This is a genomic window from Luteolibacter rhizosphaerae (assembly GCF_025950095.1).
Lineage (GTDB): Bacteria > Verrucomicrobiota > Verrucomicrobiia > Verrucomicrobiales > Akkermansiaceae > Haloferula > Haloferula rhizosphaerae.
Window position 1 is genome coordinate 118262 of record NZ_JAPDDR010000008.1, and the last position, 23400, is coordinate 141661.

Here is a 23400-nt window from a genome sequence, read left to right on the forward strand (position 1 = left end):
ATCGCCACGCCGAGGCAAGGGGAAAGGATCTGGAATCCTGTCCTGATTTCCCAATTGGCCGCTGATCCTCAAACCGCCGGAGCCTTCGAGCGCAGCTTCAGGTTCAGCATCTCCACGCCCAGCGAGAAGGCCATGGCGAAGTAGATGTAGCCCTTCGGGATGTGGAAGTGCAGACCCTCCGCCATCAATGCGGTGCCGATCAGGATCAGGAAGGAAAGCGCCAGCATCTTGACCGAGGGGTGACGGGAGACGAAGTCGCTGATCGCGCCGGAGGAGACCATCATCACCCCCACCGAGATGATCACGGCCAGCGCCATGACCGTGATGTCCTTGGCCATGCCCACCGCGGTGATCACGGAGTCCAGCGAGAAGATGACATCGATCATCGCGATCTGGACGAGCACCGCGCCGAAGCTGGCCACCGCCTTCGCGGACTGGCTTTCTTCGTGCCCTTCCAGTTTGTGGTGAATCTCTTTGGTGGACTTCCAGATCAGGAAGAAGCCGCCCCCTAGCAGAATGAGATCCTTCAGCGAGATGCCTAGCATGCCGGAGGCCGCCACCAAGGCGGTCGCCGTCTCGCTTTCGCCGGGCTTGCCGAAAAGGGTCTCTTGGATCGCTGGATGGATCGGGATGCTGAACAGCGGCTGCACCAGACCCATGATCCAAGTCAGCGTGAAGAGCAGCAGCAGGCGCATGCCCATCGCCAGGCCCAAACCGATGAGGCGCGCTTTCTTGCGCTGCTCCAGCGGCAAACGATCCACTAGGATCGAGATGAAGACGATGTTGTCGATGCCGAGGACGATCTCCAGCAGTGTCAGCGTGAAGAGAGCCACCCATGCATCCGCACTGGTGTACCACGGGCCGGAGATTTCCGGCATGGAAACCGCGGCGGCCAGAAACTGGGCGCCCGCACCGAGTGAGGAGATGATCTCAAGCATGTCGCGCGGGACATAGTCGCTTGAAGCGCCCCGCGCAAGATCATGTAAGGGATCCCCCTACAAATCAGCTCCCGGAGAGCTCCAGCGCCCGCTGCTTCATCTGGGTCGCCATCAGGTTCAGGGCATTGGCCCGGGTGGGGGCCAGGTGCTCTTTCAGCCCGGTCTTGTCGATGAAAGACATGTCGGCGGACAAGATCTCGTCCGGGGCCTCGCCGTCCAGAACGCGGACGAAAAGAGCGATCATCCCTTTGGTGATCACGGAGTCGGAGTCGGCCAAGTAGCGGACCTTGTCGCCCTCCTTGTGGGCATCCAGCCAGACCTGCGACTGGCAGCCCTTGATCAGCCGGTCCTCGGTCTTCGCCTCCTCCGCCATCGGCGGCAGCTTCCTGCCCAGCCCGATGACGTATTCATAGCGCTCCTGCCAGTCCGGGAAAAAGGACAGTTCCTCAAGGATCTCCTGCTGTTTGTCGGCGATGCTCATCGCGGCTCCAAGGAAGGGCGGGCGGGCCGCGATTGCACGCGGAAAGTCCTACTCCCCTGGCGGAATCGTCACCGGGATCGTCACCACGTTGTTGTCGTAGTTCGTCTCGGGCAGGATCCCGTCCGGGTTCACCGTCAGCTCCAACTGGTAGTTCCCCGCCGCCAGGTTATCGATCTCGATCCACTGTCCCGGCAATCCGCTGTCGTAGACATCACCCCAGCCTGCCTGGATCCCTTGAGTGCCGCAGTTGTAGCGGCGGGTGGTCCGGGCACCCCGCTCCCAACGAATGTTGTCGAGCAGACAAAAACTGACCTTTCGGCTCGTGCGCAGTTCGTTGCCCGCCATATCCAACAGGCGGGATCCGGCGAATCCCTTGAAGTGGTAGTGCCCGTGGCAGGAGTGATATTCAAAGAAGGGATTCCCCTCCGGATCAGGCATGACCATATCCTGCGCACCCACGTTCCGCACCTCGGTGTTGTAGCGCAGCAGGCGCCGCGGTCCCGCCCCGATCAGGCCTTCCTGCACTTCGCAGGAGGTGGGGTCGAATTCCTCGTTGCTCACGTAGGGATTCAGCGCCGGTCCCCACGGCATGAGATCCGGACCGTCGCCAGCGACCGCCGCCATGAGCGAGCGACCGGAGAAGGTAGCGGTGGCATCCAGCGCGATGTAGTAGTCGCCCGCTTGGGTTTCCGGGATCACCACCCGGTTCGTGCCACGGACTGTGGCCTCACCGCGCACCGGCTTGCCAGTCGGCGGAGCTTGCCCGAATAGGACTGCTAGCGACGACTTGCCCTTGCCGCCTTCAGACTGGATTGCCAGCCGCTCGCCGGCACCCACGGTTACGCGGAAGAGATGTCGCTGACCCTTGATCGCGGCGAGGTGGGAGATCGTGCCCACATTGACCAGATCGATGATATCGCCCGCCGGACGGATCTGGTAGCTTGCTTCTCCGATCGGGCCTTCTTGGCCGCTCGTGCTGTAGGAGCGGGCCTTGAGCGTGGTATCCTCCGTCAGGCTGATCGTGGTGTTGGCCAGCGGCGATCCGGCATCGGGATCATCGCCATCGGTGGTGAAGCGAGTGCTCGCCTTCTTCGTCTTGGTTTTGATCTGGGCGCTGATCGGTCCGGGATAAACTCCCGGCACCGGGGTGAAGGTCGGCTGGAGCAGCGCGCCTTTTTCCAAGGTGGTCTGAACCGTGAGCTGGACGCCCGCATAGCCGCCATCCGCTTGAATGCCGATATACCACACCCCGGCCTCGGCGGCCGGGACCCGGATCTGCTGGCGCGTCCCCGGATAGGTGGAGGCGTAGTCGGTCGCCTCGCCGTTATAGGTCGGATAAACTCCCCGGCGGACAAAGAGGTCTACATTACCCGCCCCGCTGCTGGTGGTAACGATCATCCGTGCCGTAGAGGGCGGCACGATCACCTTGTAGACGACGAAGGCATGCGGGTCCGAGGAGATCAATCCGCCGATCGGCACGCCGGATTGGACGATCTTCGGAAAGGGAGTGACCTCGAAATGCGCCTGCGCTGGAAGCGCCGCCAGGATGCTCAGCAGGAGGGGAAAGACTGCTCTCATGGCGGCGGAGTCTTCCAGACCCACCGAAAAGAAAAAGCCGAAGTTCTACCGAAAATCGCGGTCAGCGAAGCATCGAGAGTGCCTTGTCCACGGCAGTCACCAGCGCGTCCACCTCCGCTTCCGTGTTGTAAACGGCGAAGGAGGCGCGGGTTGTCCCGGTGATTCCGAAGCGAGCCATCAGCGGCTGGCAGCAATGGTGTCCGGTGCGGACTGCTACCCCCATCTGGTCGATCAGAGTTCCCAAGTCGTAGTGATGCACACCCTCGATGCCGAAGGAAAGAGCTCCAGCACGGTCATCCGGGCCATACAGGCGCACGCCGGAAAGCGCCGAGAGACCCTCGGCCGCGCGGCGGATCAGCTTCGTTTCGTGCTCGCCGATCACCTCAAGCCCGACCGACTCCATGAACTCGAAGGCGGCGGCGAGAGCGATTGCCCCCTCGATGTTCGGCGTGCCGGCCTCATACTTGAAGGGCAGCTCGTTGTAGGTGGTCTTCGCGAAAGTCACTTCCTTGATCATTTCGCCACCTCCGCGCCACGGCGGGAGTGCATCAAGGACCGCGCGCTTGCCCCACAGCAGGCCGATCCCGGTGGGCGCATAGGCCTTGTGACCGGACAGGGCCACGAAGTCGGCTCCGAGAGCCTGCACATCGATTGTCAGGTGCGGTGCTGCCTGGGCCGCATCGATCAGGACCAAGGCTCCCGCGCTCTTCGCGGCGGCGATCATTTCGCGGACCGGATTGACCGTGCCGAAGGCGTTCGAGATCCAAGTGAAAGCGGCGATTTTCGTCCGGTCGGTCAACAACGTGCGGAAGGCCTCTTGATCCAGCGAGCCATCTTCGTGGCAGGGAATCACCTTCAGCATGGCACCCGTGCGCTCGCAGAGCATCTGCCATGGCACGATGTTCGAGTGGTGCTCCAGCGTGGAAATCAACACCTCGTCGCCCGGCGCGAGGATCCCGCCGAGCCCGATTACGGAGGCTACCAGATTGATGCCGTCGGTGGTTCCCGAGGTGAAGATCACCTCCGCGGGATCGGTTGCGTTGAGGTAGCGTGCGATCGTCTCACGCGCCGCTTCGTGAGCGGAGGTCGCGGCCCGGGCGAGGTGGTGGGTGCCGCGGTGGATGTTCGCATTGATCTCCTCGTAGTAGCGCCGGGAGGCATCGAGAACGGCACGCGGCTTCTGGGCGGTCGCCGCATTGTCGAGGTAAACGAGCGGGCGGCCGTTCACCGATTGGTGGAGGCAAGGGAACTCGGCGCGAATGGCGGCGGAATCAAGAGCCATGTGGAGGCAAGGGAAGCGAGGGAAAGGCAGGATGCACGCGAAATGTCCGCGCGGGGCTCAGGACTGCGGCGGAAGGTGCTCGGAGCAATACTCCTTGCCGTCCGGAGTGACGAAGAACTGAAGGTCCGCGGGATCATGCTCGGTGCGGCGGCAGATCTCGCAGACATGGAAGGGTTCGGCGGAGGGGCCCTTCGCGACGGTGAATTTGCGCCGGCGCTGGGCAGCTTGGACCAAGGACTTTCTGCCGCGGGCCACGTCCGGCAGGACCCAGAGGCAGTATGGCAGCATGGCCGGGACCACGAGCCACAGGAGTGGCGGCCACATCACGCAACTGATCGCCATCAGCACCGCGCTGATCATCGCCAGGAAGCGGACCTGCACGGGAATCAGGAAAAAGAGGACGAACTCCACCTTCGGGAAAAGGGTGGCAAAGGCGAAGAAGAGGGAGGAATAGAGAAAACTTCCGCCTCCTTTCGCTTCGGGACCAATTGCCAGCTGGAAAATCATCATCCCGAGGATTGCGGCGACGATGTAGAGCGTGGTGCGCTTCGGTCCCCATGCCTGTTCGAGCGAGTCGCTGATCATGAAGGAGATCATTACGGCGAAGAACAGGAACAGCGCCCCGGGCGCAGAGAAGGACCTCATCCCCATCGGGGCGAAGATAAAGGTGAAAATCCGCCAGATCTCCTTGTCTTCGAAAACCGCGGCCCGATCGAACTCGAGGATGTGGCCGATCTCCGGCCGCGCCCATTGGCAGGCGTAGGCGATGACCCCGAGGAAGGTCAGGTATTTGAAGAGCCCCGGAAACGAGAGCCACTCCATCCGTCTTTCCAATGCATCAAGCCAGCGCACGCCGGAGGAAAGCCCCTCGGCCAGCGGCTGGCAAGGCACAAGGGGGATGGCGGATCGGGGGTTGTCCGGCGCTGGTCCGGGGCTAGGCTGGCGGCACTCCTGCATGAGCGAGCATCCGGTTTCCCCTCCCGTCGCCGAATCCGACTTGGAGAAAACCCGGCGCTATCTCCCTTGGGTAGTGGCGGTGGCCCTGTTCATGCAGCAGCTCGACGGCACGATCGTGAACACCGCGGTGCCGACCATGGCCGAATCGCTCGGCGTGGCCTCGCTGGCGCTGAAATCGGTTCTGACTAGCTACACTATCGCCATAGCGGTGCTGATTCCCCTGAGCGGCTGGCTGGCGGATAAGTTCGGGACCAAGCGGGTTTTCGCCTTCGCGGTGGCGGTTTTCACTCTCGGCTCCCTCGCCTGCGGCCTGTCGGTGAATCTGCCGATGCTCGTCGCCTCGCGCGTGCTGCAAGGGATCGGAGCGGCCTTCATGATGCCGGTGGGCCGGATCGCGCTGCTGAAGACATTCCCGAAATCCGGGATCCTGCGGGCGATGAATTTCGTGATCATCCCCGCGCTCCTCGGGCCCCTTTTGGGCCCGCTTACCGGGGGCCTTATCGTTCATTGGCTGCCGTGGCGGGTGATTTTCCTGATCAATATCCCGATCGGCCTTCTCGGGCTCTGGCTGGTGAAGAAGCACATGCCGGATCACCGCGGCGCGGTGGCGGATCCTTTGGACGCACGGGGCTTCATTCTCTTCGGAGCGGGGATCGCCCTGCTCTCCTGGGTTCTGGAGATCTTCGGCGAGCATCGCATGGAAACCGGCTGGGTCGCCGGACTGGCCGCCATCTCGCTGGGGCTCATCGGCGCCTATTTCGTTCATGCGCGGAAGTCGGCAAATCCCTTGTTGCCGGTGGATCTATTTAGAGTCCGCACCTTCCGGGTTTCGGTCGTCGGCGGTTTCCTGACCCGTTTGGGGATCAGTGGGATGCCTTTCCTCCTGCCGCTGCTCTATCAGCTCGGGATGGGCTTCTCGCCCTGGCAAGCCGGGCTGCTGGTGATGCCGCAGGCGCTGGCGGCGATCGGCATGAAGCTGGCGGTGCAGCGGATCATGGGACATTTCGGACATAAGCGCGTGTTGCTATGCAATACGGTCTTGATCGGCCTGATGATCGCCGCCTTCTCGCAGGTCGGGCCCGGAACGCCGGTCTGGGTGATCCTCATCTTCAGCATCCTGCAAGGCAGCGTGTCGGCTTTGCAATTCACCGCGATGAACTCGCTGGCCTATGCCGATACCACGGACGAGCAAGCGAGCGATGCCAGCACCGTGGCCAGCACCGGACAACAGCTTGCGATCAGCTTTGGCATCGCCTTCGCCTCGCTGGTCACTGCGTGGTTCCTCGGCGGAATCGATCGCACGAATCCGGCGCAATTGGTCCCGGCCTTGCACAAGGCCTATCTGCTGTTAGGCGGAGTGACGGTCGCGAGTTCTGCGATGTTCCTCACCCTCAGGCGCGCCGATGGTGATAACGTCAGCGGCCACGGGCAAATCAAGGAAGTGGTGGAAGCCTGAGTCCCTCGTTTCAGTCCCATTTGATTCGGCGCGCTCCGAGCCACAACAGGGCTGGCACGCCAATGCTGAAAGCGATCGCCCATCCCGGGGCATCGCGGCCGACGGCACCGATCCACGCGAAGAGGAAGCCCACCGGGATGCTGCCGCAAGCCAGCGCGGCAAGAAAGCGGTGGAAGGGCATGCGCACCAGTCCGGCCGTGCATGACAATGCCTCGGGAAGAATGGGGATCGCGCGTGAAAGAGCGACCACCCAGCCACCACCGCGGGAGAATAGCAGCCGTCCCCGTTCGAAGTCGCGGTCGCCCAGCAGCTTCCGGGCGGCCTTCTCACCGATCAAACGGCCGAGCCCGTAACCGCAGAGGCCAGCGAGAATCGATCCCGCCGCCGCGAAGAATCCACCGAGCAGAGCCCCATACACCAGCCCGAGCGCGGACATAACGACCGTCCCGGGAATCGGGAGCACCAGGTCCGCCGCCAGCAGACCCATGCCCGCCGCCCATGCCCAAGGGCCGGCTTGCTTCATCCACTCCGCGGCTCCGGTGAGGGTGAAATGCTGCTCCCAATGCCCGCCCCAGAGCAGCCACACCGCGATCACGAGGGCGGAGACGGCGATGAACCAGAGCAGCAGGCGCATGGCGGTATTGTTAGAAGATCCACCAGGCCAGCAAGGTCACTCCGAGCAGGCAGAGGAAATCGAGCAGCATCCCCGTCTTGATCATCTGGCGCTGGGGAATGCGTCCCGTTGCAAAGACGATCGCATTCGGCGGAGTCGCCACCGGGAGCATGGAGCCGCAGGATGATGCGATGGCGATGGGGATCACCAGCTTGGCCGGAGCGATGCCAAGCTCCAGTCCGATCGAGTGGAAGATCGGCACCATCAGCGCGGCAGTGGCGGTATTGCTGGAGAACTCCCCGAGCAGGATCACGAAGAGCAGCGAGGCGGCGATCAGCAAGGCCAAGGGCCAATCGTGGACCATTGCCACGATCTCGCGGGCCATGAACAAGCTCGCGCCCGTCTTGTCCAGCACGGTGCTCAGGGCGATACCTCCGCCGAAAAGCAGCAAGACTCCCCACTCGGTGCCGCGCTCGATCTGCCTCCATGTAACGGTGCGGAAGATCACGAGCGCCATCACCGCGAGCAGGGCGATCAGGGAATCGGTCGCAGCCGTGATCCCGAGCATTTTCCCGAGCCATTCACCGCAGATCCATAGCACTCCGGTGATGGTGAAGATCGCGATGGTCGCCGCTTTGGTCGCGCTCCACTTGAAGTGGTCGATCTTCGGTAGGGGGAAGCTTGCCACCGTGGGTCGGCACGCCAGTCGCAGGGCCAGCACCATCAGGAAGAAAAGCAGGAACATGGATGGCAGCCCGAAGCGCAGCCATTCAAGAAAGCCGATGCCGAGTTGCTTGGCGGCAATCCCGTTCGGCGGAGTCCCCACCACGGTACCCAATCCACCGATGCTGGAAGCGTAGGCAGTACCTAGCAAAAGGTAGATTGCGTTGCGGTCGCTTCCTTCGCCCTCCGGCAGCTTGCGCAGGATGCCGATCACCAGCGGGATCATCAGGGCCGTGGTGGCGGTGTTGCTCATCCACATCGAGAGGAAGGTGGTGGTGCCGAAGACCAACCAGGAAACCCGCATGAAGCTGCCTTTGCCTCGCAGCAGGAGCTGGTTGGCGATCCATTGGTCCAAGCCTTGGGCGGACATGGCCGATGCCAGGGCGAAGCCGCCGAAAAACAGGAAGATCAGGGGATCGGCAAATCCGGCCAAAGCCGACTTCATGTCCATCAGCCCGCAGATCGTGGCGAGGATGGGCACCAGCAGGGCGGTGGCTGCCAGTGGCAGCGCCTCGCTGATCCAAAGTAAACCGATACAAAGGAAGATCCCCAGACCGAGACGGATTTTACCCGGATCGAGACCTGCACCCGGATCAAAAGGGATGATGAAGGGCAGGGGAATCAGCGCGAAGCTTAGCAAGATCAGCCAGGTTTCACGGCGGCGGAAGAAGGGGCGCTCGTCCGGGGATGGTTCACGGGTTTCCTCCATTTAGGCAGCTAGTTGGAGCCGATCGGCGGGGGAGGGCAAGCTTGCGGCGTGCATGTAAGGAAACAGGATCAAGCGCGGGACAATGTCCGCCAAGGCGTTTAGGGTCGCGCCGTGAAGCATCGCCTGCCTGTCCTCGTCGCCTTGGGTTTCCTGTCACAGGGCGAGGCGTCCGACACCTTTCGCAATCCGATCAATCCATCGGCGGATCCGTGGATCGGCTATGCCGAGGGCAAATATCATCTGGCCACGACTCAAGGTGACCGGGTGAAGCTCTGGTCGGCCAAGACCATCGCCGGGCTCAAGGATGCCAAGCCGGTGACGGTGTGGGAGCGGGGGAAAGGCGTCTGGGCCGCGGAGTTCCACTATCTGCCCACCCGCCTGGGCAAGCGCTGGTTCTGCTACTTCACCAAGACCGATGGCGAGGACGTCGACCACCGGATGTATGTGGCGGAGAGTAAGACCCACAGCATCACCGGTCCCTATGGCGAGGCGAAGCTCATCAAGACGGACCCGAAGAACGAGTTCTACGCCATCGACGGCAGCGTCTTCGAGCATGGCGGCAAATACTACTTCATGTGGGCCGGTCATCCCGGGCACCGCATCTTCATGTCGCGCATGAAGGACCCCTTCACCCTGGAAGGAGAGCGCGTCCTGATCCCCGCCTCCGGCTTCGGCTGCGAGGAAGTACGGGAGGGTCCGTACATCCTGAAGCATGGAAAGAACCTCTTCCTCACCTATTCCGCCTGCGATACCGGCAAGCCGGACTACAAGGTCGGCTACCTCTGGATGCCGGAGGATAAGGATCCGATGAAGCCAGCCTCATGGACCCAGGAGCCGGAGCCCCTGCTGGAGCGGAATGATGCCGGAGAGGTCTTCGGTCCAGGCCACCACTCCTTCTTCAAGTCGCCCGATGGCAAGGAGGACTGGATCGCCTACCACGGCAAGACCGTGAAGGAATACACCTACCGCGGCCGCAGCACCCGGGTGCAAAAGCTGGAGTGGGATGGCGACGGCTTTCCCAAGAAGATCGTGCCGCTGCCTCTGGAGGCTGAGGTTGCAGTGCCCTCAGGAGAGAAATGACGAATGAGGTATTTCCGAATGACAAATGAAGCCGCCTTTGAGGCATTCGACATTCGGAAATTCTGAATCCGTCATTGCGCAGCCCTACGCCGATTGCCCGGCGAAGAAGACCTCCATGCGGTGCTGCATGTCCTCGTAGAAGCGCTTCTTGATCGCTTCCAAAGCGGCCAGCTTCTCCGGCCCGGCGTGGCGTGCTTCTTCCTGCTCCAGACGGATCTTCTCGGCGAAGGACTTTTCCATCTGGATCAGGGAATCGAGGAACTCCTGCGCGGCGCGGGAGTGCTCCACGCCATCGACGAGGGCATTCTCCAGACGCTTGTTCCGCGTGACCGCGAAGAGGTTGCCGGCGGCCACCTTCTCCATGTAGCGCTGGTGGCTGGTGCGGAAGGCCTTGTGCTCGGCATCGTAGGTGATCTCGTCGCGGTCCAGCAGGGTATCGTAGGGGCCTGGCTTGGTGAAGAACTTCACGATCAGCGGAATCGTGTCCACCAGCATGAAGAGCAGGGTCAGCACGACGTAGGTGGCGAAGGCGAACTGGCCACCCTCGCTGCCTGCCTTGAAAAGACCATGCAGAGCCAGCGTCTGGGTCAGGATGTCCTTCCGCGGCTCGGCTTGGATCGCCTCGATTCGGGCCCGCTCATCGGCGGCCACGGCACCGAGTTCGTCTTGGGCGCGCTTCAGTTCGGCGAGGCGGATCTCGATCTGTTGGTCGATCGAGGAGCGCAGCGAATTCTGCTGCTCGGTGAAGGAGTCGGCCTGGCTTTCCTCGACCTTGCGCTTGAGGGCCGCCACGCGATCCTCCTCCGCCTTGTTGGCTGCGGCGATCTCGGAAAGCTTCGCCTCGAAGGTGGCGATCGCGCCCTTCTCGGCCTCGCGAACCTGGGTCTGCAGGGTCGCCTTCTCCGCGCTGAGGTGCTCGAGCAGTCCGCCGATCCGCTGGGATTCCTGGCGGCGCGGCTCGAGCTGGTCGGCCCGGATCGAGCGGGCGCGTGGTCCCTCACCGCGCATGCCGGAGCGCTGGCCGTTCAGCTCGCGCTCGAATTCCGCCTGCCAGAAACCAAGTTCGGATTGGAGCTTCGTATACTGCGGGCTCAGTTCATCGGCCTGCGTGTTCACGATGTCGAGGCGGTCGCGGAAAGGCTTGGTCGCCTCATCGGTGGCCGTCTTCAACTCGGCCTGTTGTTCGGGCGTCAGACCCGGGATTGCCGCTTGGGCGTCCTCGCGGTCCTGGATGATGAACTTCGCTTGGAAGGTTTCCTTGCGCTTCTCGCGCTGGGCTTCGATTGTTTCCTCCAGCTTTGTGACTTCGCCGCGCGCCGCTTCCTTCGTCACCGCGAACTTCTCGCGCTCGGTCGCAATCTCCTTCGAGCGGTCCTCCTCGACCACCGTCTGGATCGTGTCGCGGAAGAGCAGCAGCACCAGCGGGTGGGCGATGGTCAGGCCCATCAGGATTGCGACGACCAAACGCAACGAGAATTGGGAGAGCTTCCGCCACCAGGACAAGAAGGGCCGGTAGCCTGCCAGCAGGGCGCGGTCGATCGTGAGAATGATGAAGGCCCAGACCGCCGCCACCGGATAGATCACACGCGGGTTGTCGGTGAGGGTGGACAACGCGTAGGAGCACGCGATGAAGGCGAAGGCGCAGGGCACCAGAACCGTGGCACCGAAGGCGACATACTTTCGCTGCTCCCAATTCGGGCACTGTTCGAGAGTTTCCGTGCCTGCACCCGAGAGCCAGAAGAAGAGGCGCTTGAAAGGATTGGACTTATTCATGGGAAAGCGAACCTGAAGATCAAAGCGTGGTTCTCGCCAAAAGCGAGGCTGCGCGCCGGATTTATCGGCTAACGCGGAATAAATCCGCGCTCTCTCACTCGATTCGTCAAAATTTCGTGAAGACGTCCCGGGTGCGTAGATTCACTCGCCGCTGAACTCTAGTTTCACCAGTCGCTGGTTCCCGGAGTCGAAAACCACCGCCCGCTTTCCCCGCGCTGCTAGCGTCGTCGGCCGGTTGAGCCGCGCGAGATCCTCTCCTGCACGGTCGGTAGTTCCAAAGCTAGCGAGGAGTTTTCCCGCGGCATCGAAACATAGCACCCGGTGGCGCAGGGTGTCCGCCACCCAGAGCAGATCCTCGCTCGCGGCCAAGTGGATGACCTCCCCGAATCGAGAGGCCGTGTCCTCGCTGCCCCAATCCTTCCAGCGCGAGGTCTCCTTGAAGCCTCCTTGCCCGGTTCTGAACCCAATCACCTCGCCCTTGTCCGCAGCTAGGATCGCCTTCCCTTGCGTGGCCAGGCTGGTGATCGCGGAAAGCCCTCCGGGTAGCTCCGCCGCCCCTGCATCGCCCTCGAACTTCCCTTCGCCCGCAATGTGCATCATCCGGCCTTTCCCCTGCGCATCCGTGACCAGCAGCGTCAGACGCTCTTGATCGGGGACCAGAGCACAGGCCACAGCGTTCTCTGGCAGGGGAATGTCCTCGGAAAGCCCCGCCGGGCCATCGCCTTTGCCATAGTAGAGCGCGGGTTTCTTCCAGCGGATCCCCGGCGCGACGATACCTCCGCCCGGCAGGGTCGCCGCCCCGGCAAATCCCGGCGCATCCGGCGGCGGCACGCTGTGACGCAGCGGCGTATCCGGCCCGTCGCTCCATTCCCAGAATCCGCTGTGGAACCAGACCCGGTCCTCGCCGTCCATGGCCAGTGCTCCGCAACGTGGCACCGCGCCGATCCGCCGCAGGATCGTGAAGCGGCTTTCCACCGGCGACCACTCCAGCAGGTGCATCACTCCCTCCGCGCCGGAGGCGGCGAAGAGGTTGCCACCGAGATCGGCCAGGCCACGCGCGTCGTTCAGTTCGTGGTTCCCCGGCACGTAGCCGATGAAGGCCCCGGAAGCCCCGCCGAGCACCACCCCGGGATCCGGTAGGAAGTCCGCGCCGAAACGCCGCAGGGTGCCGTGCCATGCCGAGCCATACCAGCGCTCTGCCAGCCACTGCGGCCGGTCGCCGGGCGCGGGCCATGGCCCCCGTTGACCCTCGGGTGCGAAGGAGTCGATCCGCTGCATTGTGTCGCCCGTCTTGGCGAAGATTCCGTTGTCCGGACCGATCGCGATGTCCGAGGTGTCGGATTCCAGCACCTCGACCGGCTTGGTCTCGCCCGCGGCATTCACTAAAAAAGCCTCGCGCCCCCTGGCTGCCGCGACCCAGCCGTCTTGGCTGTTGGGTGAGATCCGCGTGACCTCGGGGGCCAGCGCGGTGGGGTGCGTCGCCGCCTGAGCGTCGAGCGGAAGGACATGGAGCGACTTGCCGACTTTCATCAACAGTTGCTCGCCGCAGATCACCAGCGTGTCCTTGTCGTGTGCGCTACCGCCAGGAGGGATCTCGTAGCTCGCTATCAGGCGGCCATCCACCGCATAGCGGTTCAGCCTGCCGTCACCGCCCCGATCCCATAGCGAGCCCTGCGCGTCGTAGGCCACGCCCATGCCGCTCGCGTTCTTCTCCGCGAAGCGCACCAAGGTCGTGCCTTGCTCGCCGGAGTTTCCCAGCACCCCGCGATGGCGCAGGGACGTCTCAGCCGCGGCGGCGGGAATGAGTGCAATCAATAGAAGCGGCAGTCTCATGGTTTGGCGGCGTCGAAGTGGATGTTCCCCCAGAGATTCGGGCTCAGCATGATTTCCCCCGGCACGTCGTTCACCAAGCCAGTGGCCCGGTTCGACCAGTAGTTGCGGAAGATGTTCAAGGTCCCCGCGGCATCCCCGTAGATCACGCCGAAGTCTCCGCGCAGCGATAGATTCGCCGGATCGCTCAGGCCCAGCTCGGCGAGGGGGATCGCGACATCGACCCGGTAGCTCTCGCCACCGCGCTCCGCCCGGATCTGCACGGCTTCGAGCTTCCTCACCGAGTCCACCTTCTCGCTCCGCCACGGGCTTTGAAAATTCACCGTCTCGCCCGCCGCCGCTCCGGGCAGGCGATGCCGGTAGAGTACGGCCACGTTTTCCTCGCCCATCGGCGCGATGAAGAGCCTCAGGTCCCCGGGCACCGGATTGCTTCGAGCGGTGGCCGCCGCCGGGTCGGTTCCGAGCTGCAGGTCGATCCCGTCTCCCGTCTTGAACAGCGCCTGCCAGTCCGTTCCGTGGTTCACCCATGGCGAGGCATCCGCCACCTCATACTGTAGATATAGTAGTTTGCCATCGCAGGCTGCGCGGACGGTGACGGGGAATTTGCCCTCGCGGTCCCATCGCGTCGTCTCGGTCGTGGCCTTGTCGCCCCGTCCGATCACTGCCTTCGGCGGCTCGGCGCTCTCTGCCACGCTCCGCGCCTGCTTGCGTCCTGCCGCGATCGATTGCGGCCCGCTCACGGTGAGGCTCCCGCTGCTCCGTTTGGTCTTTCGCAGACCCTCGACCCGATAGATGCGGTAGGCGATCCCGCCTCCTTGGAAATAGTATTCCCCGTCGGGTGCCCTTCCGAAGGTCCCGCCGAAGCACTCTCCTCCCAAGATACCCACGCCCCCGGCCTGCGGGTTCGTCATCATCCGCACGTCGGGAAACATCTCGTCCAGATAGAGGCCGTCGCTTGTCATAATGAAGGCTCGGCCGTGATTGCCGTTGATCGCCATCACGTCGGATTGATCGTCCAGCGGCACCATCCCGCTGTAGAAGAGCGCCCCTTGTAGCTCGCCGGTCTTCGGGAGCGGTGCCTTGTGCGACCCGTGGACGTTGCTCCACCGGTTGGGATAGGTCCATTTCAGCTTTCCGTCCGGACCGATCAGGCGCATCGCCGGGTCCGAGTTCATCACCGTGTTGCCGAAGCGGTCGCTGATGCTCTCCACCATGCTGCTGCCTGGCAGGTCAATCTCCGGCGCCTTCGCCACCGCTTCATTGAGCGAAGGGTAGCGCGGTGCCCCGCCCGGCCACCAGCCCTGCGGAACCAGCGTCACCAACACGGCCTTTCCGTTCCGCTCGCCCGGAACGCGGAAGCCCAGGTCCTGTCCATCGTGGCTCCAGCCCGCCCCGCCCGCGCTGGTGTCCTTCGCGGTGAATTCGATCTCCGCCGCATCCATCTCGCCATTCCCGTTCTGGTCCACCCACAGCATGCCGGTGCCATGCACCGGTTTGCCGTCTTCGATCACCCCGCCCTGGCTACCGCCGTAGGGAATGTCGGGCCGGTCCCGCTGGAAGGCCTCGGTGAATGCCGCCGGTGGCCGCCAGTCGCAGTCGTAGGAGAATTGGTGGGCAGACGACAGACAGGCGAGGGGACGCAAGGTTCCGTCCTCGTGGAGTTCTTGAATCCATGTCGCCTTGCCCGAGCTGATTACGAAGGTCCGCCCCTCCTGTCGCCAGAACTGGTGCCGCCGTCCGCTCTTACCGCTGGTGATCGCGACCGGCTTGGCCTGCTTCGTCTTGAAGTCGATCTTCCACAGCGCCCCCTGTCCGAGCCACCGGCTCGCATCCTTCTCGTCGAAGCCCGCGCCCTGCGCCCCGTAGTTGGTCGGGCCGAAATACTCCTTCACCACCTCGCCGCTCAGGATGTCGAAGGCAGCCAGCCGCTTCGGCTGCCAGCGCTCGCGTTCCGTCACCCACAGCTTCCCATCCAGTGCGACAAGGCCGCCGGGGTTTTTCAGTCGCTTAGGATCGTAAGCCCCCGGCACGATCCCTCCCGGCGTGCCCAGCCGCTTCACCTCCTGCCCGCGGCCATCCAGCACCCGCACAATGTGATCTTTCCCGTCGCTGACCAAGAAGCCGTCCTCCATCACATCCAGCCCCGCCGGATCACCCCCAAGCTTGGCGATCACCTTGCTCTGTCCCGTTGCCGGATCGATTTTCATCAGGCCACCCTGACCAATCGCGTGGAACCGCGATCCCTTCGTCGCAAGTGCCCTCACCCCGGGGAGTGGATATTCCCTCTCCAGTTTCCCGCTCCCGGCATCGACGATCATGATGCTGGCTGTGGTGCTGTCGCCGATATGGAGCTTGCCATCTAACAGAATCATCCCTGCCAGCGCGTGCTCCAAGGGGTCTCTCTTGGTGCCAGACCCCGGTCCCACCTGATATTTCCTCAGCGGCGAATGCCTCGTCCCGTCGGGAAACTCCGCGACCTTCCAAGACTTCAGGTCGATCCGTATCACGCTGATCGTGCGCTCTTCCTTCCAGTCCGGCTTGGATCGGTCCACGTGTTGGCCCCATGCCAGCCCGTCGTGGGCTGCGTAGAGATAGTTTTCGTCCGCCGCCAGCGCCACCCTGCCCAGCCCATGACCATGCGGCGGATTAAACCCGCGGATGAAGCTGCCGTCCGGCGCCAGCTCCACGATCTCATGCCCGCCCTCCGCCACCGGTGCCGCGAAGAACAGCGAGGTCCCGTTGGACGCCGCCGCTTGGAAAGTCCCATGGTTCGATCCCGGCCCGTCGCAGAAATCCATCACGTGCACCGGCTTCAGCCCGGGATGGGAGATCGCCCGCCAGCGATAATCGCCCGGTGCCGCGATGTTTCCCTCTTCGTCCAGCCCGTCCCAGACCAGCCGGTGCTTCCCCGCTGCCAGATCTTGCCCTGAGATCAGGTTCCTGACCCGCGAGCCGTCCGGCTTCTCGATTACCACGCTCGCCTTCCCATCCGAGGGCTGCTGGAAGTCGATCGCGATCTCCAGTGCCCGGTCCGCTGCCTGCCGCTCCCGCTCCTCCAGGTCGAGTACCTGCCAGTCCCGCGGATTCTCCGACAGACCGGAATGCGCCGCCGCCGGATTGAGATGTCGGAAGCGCTGCTTCAACCGGACTTGTCCGCCCGGGCCGCCAGCCCATTCGAGGGAGAATGCGAGGCGGAGTGATGAGTTTCCCTTCTCGTCAGGGATCTCGAATTCCCAGCGGGTTGTCTTGCCGCTACGGGACTGCTTCGCTCTCTCGCCGCCAAGCTCGGTGTGCCCCTTTCCCGCCACTCCGAGCTTCAGTGCAACGGCTTCTCCATCGAGGGCATCCGCCTCAACCACGATCTTGAGACCGGCTGGCGTTTGTTCCGCATCGAAGGCCACGCGGGGACTCAGCACCGTCGAAACCGTGGTCAGGTTCTCCGCCGCTACAGAGTAGGGAAGGCCGGCGCAGAGGCAGAGAATGGATCGGAAGGACATTTGAATCTGGAGAGAAAGAACCCCGTCAGGAGGGACTGGCTTTCATCAAAACGCGATCCTTCCCGGCATCTTCCGCCTTGGGGCTCGCCACGGAGCCCGGGGCATCCTAGCAAATCCGCGATGCCCAATCGCTTCTACGGTGCCTTCGATACCGAGCGCTTTTCCGGAAAACCCGATGCCAGGGACTTCCGCACGCCTTTCCAGATCGATCGCGACCGCATCCTGCACACGCCCACTTTCCGGCGCTTGCAGAACAAGACCCAGGTTTTCTGGAGCGGGGAGTATGACTTTTATCGCACCCGCCTCACCCACTCCTTGGAAGTCGCCCAGATCGGTCGTTCGATCTGCCACTGGCTCAAGCATGCGGGCGATCCTCTGGCGGAGGATTTCTTCATCGATCCCGATCTCGTCGAGGCCGCTTGTCTGTCGCACGACCTCGGTCATCCGCCCTTCGGCCATGCCGGGGAGCGAACCCTCAATCACCTGATGGGTCCCTACGGCGGCTTCGAGGGCAACGCCCAGACCCTGCGCCTGCTCACCGAGCGGATATTCTCCGCCAAGCGCACTGGCATGGATCCCACGCGGGGCTTCCTCGACGCGATCCTGAAATACAAGTCGCTATGGACCGAACTCCGGACGACAGGAGGCGTACTGCCGGAGAACCATTTCCTCTACGACTTCCAGCACGGCTTTCTCGACTGGGCGATGGGCGGGCATGACTTTCCCGCAGAGCTCCCGCCCGGTGACGAGCGCGACTCCTTCAAATCGATCGAGTGCCAGGTCATGGACTGGGCCGACGACACCGCTTACTCGCTCAACGATATCGCCGACAGCGTGCGTGCCGGCTTCCTCCGCATCGAGCGGATCGAGGCATGGGCGGAGAAGCACGACAAAGGAATCGGGGAGGGGACCCCGCTTGGCGAGCTCATCGCCGCCATTCGGAAGCGCCGCGTTGATCCCTTCGTGGGCAAGCGCATCGGGCGCTATATCCAAGCTACCACTCTCAAGGCGGATACCAACTTCCTCAGCGGCTCCAGCAACCGCTATCGTTTCAAGCTCGTCGTAGATCCCGACATCAAGGCCGAGTCGAAGCTCTTCAAGAAACTCGCCTTCGAACTCGTCTTCCTCTCCCCCCAGCTCAAGCAACTCGAGCACAAGGGCAATCACCTCCTCCACCGCCTGTGGGACGTGTTGGAGCAGCGCTATGTCACCGGCGGTTCCATCGACGGCCAAGACTTCCAACTCCTGCCTGAAGACGCCGCCGCCGAGATTTCCGAAGCGGACAGCCCCGAGAAGAAAGCCCGCCTCATCTGCGACTTCCTCGCCGGGATGACCGACGGTTACGCGGCGCGCATGTACAAGCGTCTCTTTACTCCGGACTTCGGCTCGATCAGCGACCTGATCGGTTAGAGAATAACAAAACGGCTCCGCAGTGCCGAAGCTCTGACGGAGCCGTTCTAGTCCGGAAGTCAGATCCGCTACTCGGGGTAATGAGTTGTCGTCTTCCGCGTGGTGGTGCTTTCACCCGTTCCGTAGTCCGTCACCGTGGTGGTCGTATCGCGGGTGGTGCTGGAGATTCCGGACGGTTCGTCTTCGTAATAGGTGCAGCTTGAGAGGCTGGCCAAAAAGCCGGTGACGAGGAATGTCGCTATGATTTTCATGGGTCGAGAAGTTGGAGCTTATTCCACTTTGTTGATGACGGTGCTGGTGCCAGAATCGGTAGTCCCACCGCGGGTCCCGGTACGAGCGGCTCCCATGATACCCAAGCCGAAGATGATCGCGCCGATCACGCCGACCCAAACGGGAGGAACTCCGACCAAGGTTGCTGCGTAACAAAGGGCTCCGAGAAGGATCAAGGAGCCGAGGATATAGAGGATGATTCTCATGGCAGTGAATCATCCAGCAATCACGATGCCCGGGCCTGACGGGGCTGTGATTGGTCTTTGTTAACCGTTGTTGGCGAGTTTGTTATGATCGGTGTTCGATGCTATTTTCCATTTTCAGGAGGACAGCAATCCAGCGCAAGTCGCACTCCTTCGCCGAGCGTGCGCATTGCAAAGGGCAAGGGTTTGTCAACGCAGCAGCTTTTCGTAGTTCGACCTCTCCGTCGCGTCGAGGTCGGCCCCTTGGATCGCAATTCTCACGGCATCCGCATCGTTCGTATTCCAGTTGCGGATCGTCGCCTCCATGACGGCCGCTCGCTTCGCAGAATCTTGAATCGAGAGCCCCCATGAGAAGGCGGTCTCGGGATCATTCTGGCGGATGGATTCCACCAAGGGTTGGATTGCCGCATCTTTCACCCCTCCTTCGGGCAATCCGGAGATCCAATCGGCCGCGCCTGCCGGGTCATGGGTGCTCCAATTTTGGATCAAAGAACCGGCTCCGGATTCGGCTGCACTTCCTGCCGGGAGCCCTGCTACCCAAGCTGCGGCTTCTAACGGATTTCGTCCCGCCCACTCGCGTGCCAAGTCGCCGGTGGCCGATTGGAGTACCGCGCCGGTATTGCTACCGGGATTCGCGAGCAGGGAACTCAGGCGGTTTGCCGCGGAAGCAGGATCGTTCCTGGCCTGTTCAGGCAGAAGCTTGGCCAGCGCTGCCGTCTGCTCTTCTCCGGAGAGCGATTCCGCCCAGCGCAGGGCGGCGTCCGGATCGCGCTGGCTCCATGCTTCCGCCAGTGCCACCAGAGCCTGCTGCCGGTCCTTCGGGTCGCTCATGCCTTCCATCGTCCGGGCCGCATCCTGTGGAGAGAGCGAGGCCATCTGCTCGAAGGCCTGCCGCACCGCTTGGCTGCGATCGGAGGCCGATTCGAGCGAGGTTGCGAACTTCAGAGCCTCCTTCGGATCGTGTTGAGCCAGTGAGGACATGAAGTAGCGGAGATCATACTCACCCCGCAGGGACGGTGGGACTTCCTGGAAAAGCTTCATGGCCGCTTCCGGATCCTCGGCGATCATCGAGCCGGCCACCCGGCTGGCGAGCTTGGAGTATTCCGCCCCCTCGAATTGGGCGAGAGTCGCCTGCCGTTCCGTCGGCGATAGCCAGCGAAGACCCCAGGCCAAGTTATCCAAGGCCGAGTTACGGGCATTCCCCTTGGGCATCGCGAGCAGCACCTTGGTGGCGGCGGTCGGATCGCTCCAATCGAGCCGGTTGACGAGAGCCTGCATCGCCCGCTCGCGTTCGGCCGGCTGGCCCATTGCTTGGGCTGCGGCCAAGGCCCCGGGTAGGTCGGTATCCGCCCATGTTTCCATCACCGCGCCGATCAGTTCGGTTCTCAGGTGCGCGGGCATGGCGCCGACCTTTGCCATCGCCGCGGCCGGATCTTCTCCTGCGATGCGGCGGCAGTAAGCACGGTAGGCCGAGTTCCGCATGTTCAGATCGGTGGCGGTTCCCGCCCAGGCCAGTAGCGCCTCCGGATCGCTCGCCGCCCATGTGGTGAAAACCCCTTCGCTGTTCCAGAAAGTATCCCGGTCATTGGGCGAGATTTTCGCCAGCTCGGCGACCGCTTCTTCCGGCGCGATCTTCCCCAATTCATCGATCAGGGCGGTCCGGATATGACCGGGTAGCTCCTTCATCCCTCCGAAGAGCCGGATCGCCTCGCGCGGATTTTTCCTCCCGCTCGCCCATGCGGCTGCGGCCAAGGCATTCAGCCGTTCCGAGGAGTTCTCCAGACCCTTCGCCCGGCTGAGGGCATCGGCCGGGTTTTCTTCCGCGAGTACGCCGAAGACCGAATCGTAGGCCATATTGCGAAAGGTCTTCGAAGGCGAGTCCCTCACGAAGGCCAACGCCCCTTCCGGATCACTGCCGGTCCAAGCGGAAAGCACCGCCCCCAGCAGCTGCACCTGCTTGTAGTCGTAGCCGGGATTCTTGCGGAAATGCTCCCGCAATTCGTCCGCCAGTTGCGAGAGCTTTTGTGGCGGCACGTCATCGAGCGCGAGGGTCAGCCGTGCCTCGGCCACGCCGGTCCGTCCGGACTTCATCAGCTCCATCAAATCCTTCAGCGTCGCATCGGCTTTTACGATCCGCTCTCCCGTGCGGTTGGTCCGAGAGTGGCCAGCCGGATCGGCGGTTTTAGAGGCCGCGGAGGAGGGGGATTCCTCCTTTCTGACCGAGTGTCCGATCAGGCCTCCACCGGCCAAACCTAACACCAAACATGTAACGGGGAGAGTCGCCTTGTGCACAACTCCAGCAATGCCGGAGCACCTTGTCCTCGTCAGTAGAAATCCCGACATCGCGGTCTTCCCTCGCGGAAATTTCACCGTAGCTTCACCGGGAACCCGGCTTGACCCTTGTCGCCGGATGAGTTCACTTGAACAAGTGCCAGCCGCGCCATCCAAATCCCTTGTCCAAACCCCGCTCGAAGCGCTCCGGAAGCACTTCGGCCACGAAGGTTTTTTGGATGGCCAGGACCGTGTGATCTCCCAGATCACCAGCGGGCGCGATGGCCTGGTGGTGATGCCCACCGGCGGTGGCAAGAGCCTCTGCTACCAACTCCCGGCCCTTTGCTTCGAGGGGGTAACACTGGTGGTTTCTCCGCTGATCGCCCTGATGAAGGACCAGGTGGATGCGCTGGTGGCGAAGGGAATCCCCGCCACGCTGATCAATTCCTCTGTCCCTTGGCCGGAGCAGAAAGAGCGGCTCGATGGCATGCGGAGCGGACACTGGAAGCTCGTCTACGTCGCGCCGGAGCGTTTCCGCGCCGAGTCCTTCCTAAACGCCCTGAGGGGCGTGGAAGTCTCGCTCTTCGCGGTCGATGAAGCACACTGCCTGAGTCAGTGGGGCCACGACTTCCGCCCGGACTACATGCGGCTTGGCAAGGCGCTGGACAAGATCGGGCGTCCCCAGTGCGTGGCACTCACCGCGACCGCCACGCCCGTGGTTCGGCAGGATATCCTGGAAGTGCTGAAGCTCCGCGATCCCTTCGAGGTGGTTAGCGGCTTCTCGCGGCCCAATCTCTCGCTCGCCATCACTGCGGTCGAGAAGAAGCAGCAGAAGTATGACCGCATCCGCGAGATCCTTCAGGCGCACAAGACCGGCATCATCTACTGCGCCACCCGCAAGAAAGTGGAGGAAGTGGCCGAGACGATTGCCTCGTGGCGCATCCGCTCGATCGCCTACCATGGCGGCATGAGCGATGCCGAGCGGGAGGATGCTCAGGATATCTTCCTGCAGCGCAAGGCGGACGTCGCCGTGGCCACGAATGCGTTCGGCATGGGGATCGACCGTTCGGATGTCCGCTTCGTGATCCACTTCGAAGTGCCGGGAAGTGTGGAGGCCTACTATCAGGAGGCGGGCCGCGCCGGTCGCGATGGCGAGGCCGCGCACTGCGAGCTGCTTTTCAACTATGCGGACACCCGCACCCAAGAGTTCTTCATCGAGGGAGCGAACCCCGGCGCGAGCACCATCCGCGAGGTCTACCAGTATCTCCTGAATGCCGCTGACAAGGAGTACGAGGTTCATCGTAGCATCGAGGACATCACCGAGGGCGCGGGCATGAAAAATTCGATGTCCGTGAGCAGTGCCTTGGCTGCGCTCGGGCGGGCAGGTTACATCGAGCGCTTCGATGTCCCCGGCAAGCGCATGCGCGGCACCCGTCTCAAGCGGCCCGATGTTTTCGCCCGCTCCTTGGAATTGGACGATTCAGCGCTGGAGGAGAAGGAGCGTCGGGATCGTGACAAGCTGAAGTCGATGGTCGAGCTCTGCTATGCCCGCAGTTGCCGTCAGCAATGGATACTCGGCTACTTCGGCGAGGAGGACGCCGATGTCTGCGGCAACTGTGACATGTGTCGCGAAAGCGGCGGGAGCGATCAGCGCGGCCCAACCCCCGATGAGGACTTGGTGGTCCGCAAGGCGCTCAGCGGTGTCGCCCGGATGTCGCGTAAAGCGGCCTCGGGCTGGGAGGGGAAATTCGGTCGCGGCAAGATCGTGCAGATGCTCTGCGGCAGTCGTTCGCAAGAGATGATTTCGGGCGGGCTGGACAAGCTCAGCACCTACGCCCTTCTTAAAAGCCAAGGTACTGGCTATGTAAATGCCCTCATGCGCTCGCTCTGCGATGCCGGCCTTTTACGGATCGAGGCCGGGGAGTTCCCGCTTCTGACTCTCACCGAGCGAGGTGAGTCGGCTATGCAGGGGAAGGCGAAGTATCGCATGGTCTGGCCTTCCACCCAGTCGTCCCCGGACCCCTCGCATCATCTCGCGGACCAAGGCTTTGATCCGGTGCTCTATTCCATGTTGCGGGATCTCCGCGGCACCCTGGCCAAGCGCGAGGAGGTGCCGCCCTACGTGATCTTCAGCAACAAGACGCTCGAAGCACTCTGCCGTTATCGTCCCACCACGGTTGAGGAAGGGATGGCCGTGCCGGGAATCGGTGAATCCAAGGCTCAACGCTACCTGCCGGCCTTCCTCCGGGCTCTGAAGGAGTGGAAGCAGATCTAGGCGGTGTTTCCTTAGGAAAGTTCAAGTATCAGGAGGAATCCCGAGATACGGGAG

At 62.9% G+C, this 23400-nt stretch carries 17 protein-coding genes; 4 read left to right on the top strand and 13 right to left on the bottom strand.

Going from position 1 to position 23400, the window contains the following annotated elements:
- Positions 1-68: 68 nt before the first annotated feature.
- The 5 genes from OJ996_RS15985 to OJ996_RS16005 form a co-directional block, all read right to left on the bottom strand.
- Positions 69-878, bottom strand: coding sequence for a TerC family protein (locus tag OJ996_RS15985; protein WP_345783792.1), 810 nt, complete (start codon positions 876-878; stop codon positions 69-71).
- A 124-nt stretch (positions 879-1002) separates the two neighbouring features.
- Positions 1003-1419: a SufE family protein gene (locus OJ996_RS15990; RefSeq protein WP_264514629.1), complete on the bottom strand. Its 417-nt coding sequence runs from the start codon at positions 1417-1419 to the stop codon at positions 1003-1005.
- Positions 1420-1467: 48 nt separating this feature from the next.
- Complete coding sequence (locus OJ996_RS15995; RefSeq protein WP_264514630.1) at positions 1468-2997, bottom strand: lysyl oxidase family protein; 1530 nt, start codon at positions 2995-2997, stop codon at positions 1468-1470.
- Between the two features lie 61 nt (positions 2998-3058).
- The gene (locus tag OJ996_RS16000; protein ID WP_264514631.1) at positions 3059-4279 is read right to left on the bottom strand and encodes an aminotransferase class V-fold PLP-dependent enzyme; all 1221 of its coding nucleotides are present in this window, start codon (positions 4277-4279) and stop codon (positions 3059-3061) included.
- Positions 4280-4336: 57 nt separating this feature from the next.
- Positions 4337-5170 carry a hypothetical protein gene (locus OJ996_RS16005; RefSeq protein ID WP_264514632.1) on the bottom strand — a complete coding sequence of 278 codons (834 nt, stop codon included), beginning with the start codon at positions 5168-5170 and terminating at the stop codon, positions 4337-4339.
- A gap of 64 nt (positions 5171-5234) precedes the next feature.
- On the opposite strand from OJ996_RS16005, the gene OJ996_RS16010 reads away from it, so the two are divergent.
- Positions 5235-6692 (top strand): DHA2 family efflux MFS transporter permease subunit, encoded by a 1458-nt coding sequence (locus tag OJ996_RS16010; protein ID WP_264514633.1) that lies wholly within the window; start codon positions 5235-5237, stop codon positions 6690-6692.
- A gap of 10 nt (positions 6693-6702) precedes the next feature.
- On the opposite strand, the gene OJ996_RS16015 is transcribed toward OJ996_RS16010, so the two are convergent.
- On the bottom strand, positions 6703-7326 hold the full coding sequence (locus OJ996_RS16015; protein WP_264514634.1) for a TVP38/TMEM64 family protein: 624 nt from the start codon (positions 7324-7326) through the stop codon (positions 6703-6705).
- Positions 7327-7336: 10 nt separating this feature from the next.
- Positions 7337-8737: an SLC13 family permease gene (locus OJ996_RS16020; RefSeq protein ID WP_264514635.1), complete on the bottom strand. Its 1401-nt coding sequence runs from the start codon at positions 8735-8737 to the stop codon at positions 7337-7339.
- 111 nt (positions 8738-8848) lie between these two features.
- Here OJ996_RS16020 and OJ996_RS16025 point away from each other — a divergent pair, with 111 nt between their 5' ends.
- The gene (locus tag OJ996_RS16025; RefSeq protein ID WP_264514636.1) at positions 8849-9817 is read left to right on the top strand and encodes a glycoside hydrolase family 43 protein; all 969 of its coding nucleotides are present in this window, start codon (positions 8849-8851) and stop codon (positions 9815-9817) included.
- Between the two features lie 84 nt (positions 9818-9901).
- On the opposite strand, the gene OJ996_RS16030 is transcribed toward OJ996_RS16025, so the two are convergent.
- The 3 genes from OJ996_RS16030 to OJ996_RS16040 all read right to left on the bottom strand — a co-directional run bounded on the left by OJ996_RS16030 (position 9902) and on the right by OJ996_RS16040 (position 16917).
- Positions 9902-11590, bottom strand: a complete 1689-nt coding sequence (locus OJ996_RS16030; RefSeq protein WP_264514637.1) for a DUF4407 domain-containing protein — start codon at positions 11588-11590, stop codon at positions 9902-9904.
- Between the two features lie 141 nt (positions 11591-11731).
- The gene (locus tag OJ996_RS16035; protein ID WP_264514638.1) at positions 11732-13423 is read right to left on the bottom strand and encodes an NHL repeat-containing protein; all 1692 of its coding nucleotides are present in this window, start codon (positions 13421-13423) and stop codon (positions 11732-11734) included.
- Positions 13420-16917 carry a hypothetical protein gene (locus OJ996_RS16040; RefSeq protein WP_264514639.1) on the bottom strand — a complete coding sequence of 1166 codons (3498 nt, stop codon included), beginning with the start codon at positions 16915-16917 and terminating at the stop codon, positions 13420-13422. The genes OJ996_RS16035 and OJ996_RS16040 overlap by 4 nt, the downstream gene beginning before the upstream one ends.
- A 120-nt stretch (positions 16918-17037) precedes the next feature.
- Between OJ996_RS16040 and dgt the strand changes: the two genes are divergently transcribed.
- On the top strand, positions 17038-18327 hold the full coding sequence (gene dgt / locus OJ996_RS16045) for a dGTP triphosphohydrolase (protein WP_264514640.1): 1290 nt from the start codon (positions 17038-17040) through the stop codon (positions 18325-18327).
- Between the two features lie 68 nt (positions 18328-18395).
- Here the strand turns inward: dgt and OJ996_RS16050 are convergent, their stop codons facing one another.
- The 3 genes from OJ996_RS16050 to OJ996_RS16060 all read right to left on the bottom strand — a co-directional run bounded on the left by OJ996_RS16050 (position 18396) and on the right by OJ996_RS16060 (position 20891).
- Entirely contained in the window at positions 18396-18578 is a 183-nt protein-coding gene (locus OJ996_RS16050) for a hypothetical protein (RefSeq protein WP_264514641.1), read from the bottom strand.
- A gap of 18 nt (positions 18579-18596) precedes the next feature.
- Positions 18597-18803, bottom strand: a complete 207-nt coding sequence (locus tag OJ996_RS16055; RefSeq protein ID WP_264514642.1) for a hypothetical protein — start codon at positions 18801-18803, stop codon at positions 18597-18599.
- A gap of 186 nt (positions 18804-18989) precedes the next feature.
- Entirely contained in the window at positions 18990-20891 is a 1902-nt protein-coding gene (locus tag OJ996_RS16060) for a hypothetical protein (RefSeq protein ID WP_264514643.1), read from the bottom strand.
- Positions 20892-21210: 319 nt separating this feature from the next.
- Here OJ996_RS16060 and OJ996_RS16065 point away from each other — a divergent pair, with 319 nt between their 5' ends.
- Positions 21211-23346, top strand: coding sequence for a RecQ family ATP-dependent DNA helicase (locus tag OJ996_RS16065; protein WP_264514644.1), 2136 nt, complete (start codon positions 21211-21213; stop codon positions 23344-23346).
- Positions 23347-23400: the final 54 nt, after the last annotated feature.

Bases quoted from the DNA above. Each gene is read 5' to 3' on its own strand.
- OJ996_RS15985 (WP_345783792.1), bottom strand. From the start codon at position 878: ATGCCGGAAATCTCCGGCCCGTGGTACACCAGTGCGGATGCATGGGTG.
- OJ996_RS15990 (WP_264514629.1), bottom strand. From the start codon at position 1,419: ATGAGCATCGCCGACAAACAGCAGGAGATCCTTGAGGAACTGTCCTTT.
- OJ996_RS15995 (WP_264514630.1), bottom strand. From the start codon at position 2,997: ATGAGAGCAGTCTTTCCCCTCCTGCTGAGCATCCTGGCGGCGCTTCCA.
- OJ996_RS16000 (WP_264514631.1), bottom strand. From the start codon at position 4,279: ATGGCTCTTGATTCCGCCGCCATTCGCGCCGAGTTCCCTTGCCTCCAC.
- OJ996_RS16010 (WP_264514633.1), top strand. From the start codon at position 5,235: ATGAGCGAGCATCCGGTTTCCCCTCCCGTCGCCGAATCCGACTTGGAG.
- OJ996_RS16015 (WP_264514634.1), bottom strand. From the start codon at position 7,326: ATGCGCCTGCTGCTCTGGTTCATCGCCGTCTCCGCCCTCGTGATCGCG.
- OJ996_RS16020 (WP_264514635.1), bottom strand. From the start codon at position 8,737: ATGGAGGAAACCCGTGAACCATCCCCGGACGAGCGCCCCTTCTTCCGC.
- OJ996_RS16030 (WP_264514637.1), bottom strand. From the start codon at position 11,590: ATGAATAAGTCCAATCCTTTCAAGCGCCTCTTCTTCTGGCTCTCGGGT.
- OJ996_RS16035 (WP_264514638.1), bottom strand. From the start codon at position 13,423: ATGAGACTGCCGCTTCTATTGATTGCACTCATTCCCGCCGCCGCGGCT.
- OJ996_RS16040 (WP_264514639.1), bottom strand. From the start codon at position 16,917: ATGTCCTTCCGATCCATTCTCTGCCTCTGCGCCGGCCTTCCCTACTCT.
- dgt (WP_264514640.1), top strand. From the start codon at position 17,038: ATGCCCAATCGCTTCTACGGTGCCTTCGATACCGAGCGCTTTTCCGGA.
- OJ996_RS16050 (WP_264514641.1), bottom strand. From the start codon at position 18,578: ATGAAAATCATAGCGACATTCCTCGTCACCGGCTTTTTGGCCAGCCTC.
- OJ996_RS16055 (WP_264514642.1), bottom strand. From the start codon at position 18,803: ATGAGAATCATCCTCTATATCCTCGGCTCCTTGATCCTTCTCGGAGCC.
- OJ996_RS16060 (WP_264514643.1), bottom strand. From the start codon at position 20,891: ATGAAGTCCGGACGGACCGGCGTGGCCGAGGCACGGCTGACCCTCGCG.
- OJ996_RS16065 (WP_264514644.1), top strand. From the start codon at position 21,211: ATGAGTTCACTTGAACAAGTGCCAGCCGCGCCATCCAAATCCCTTGTC.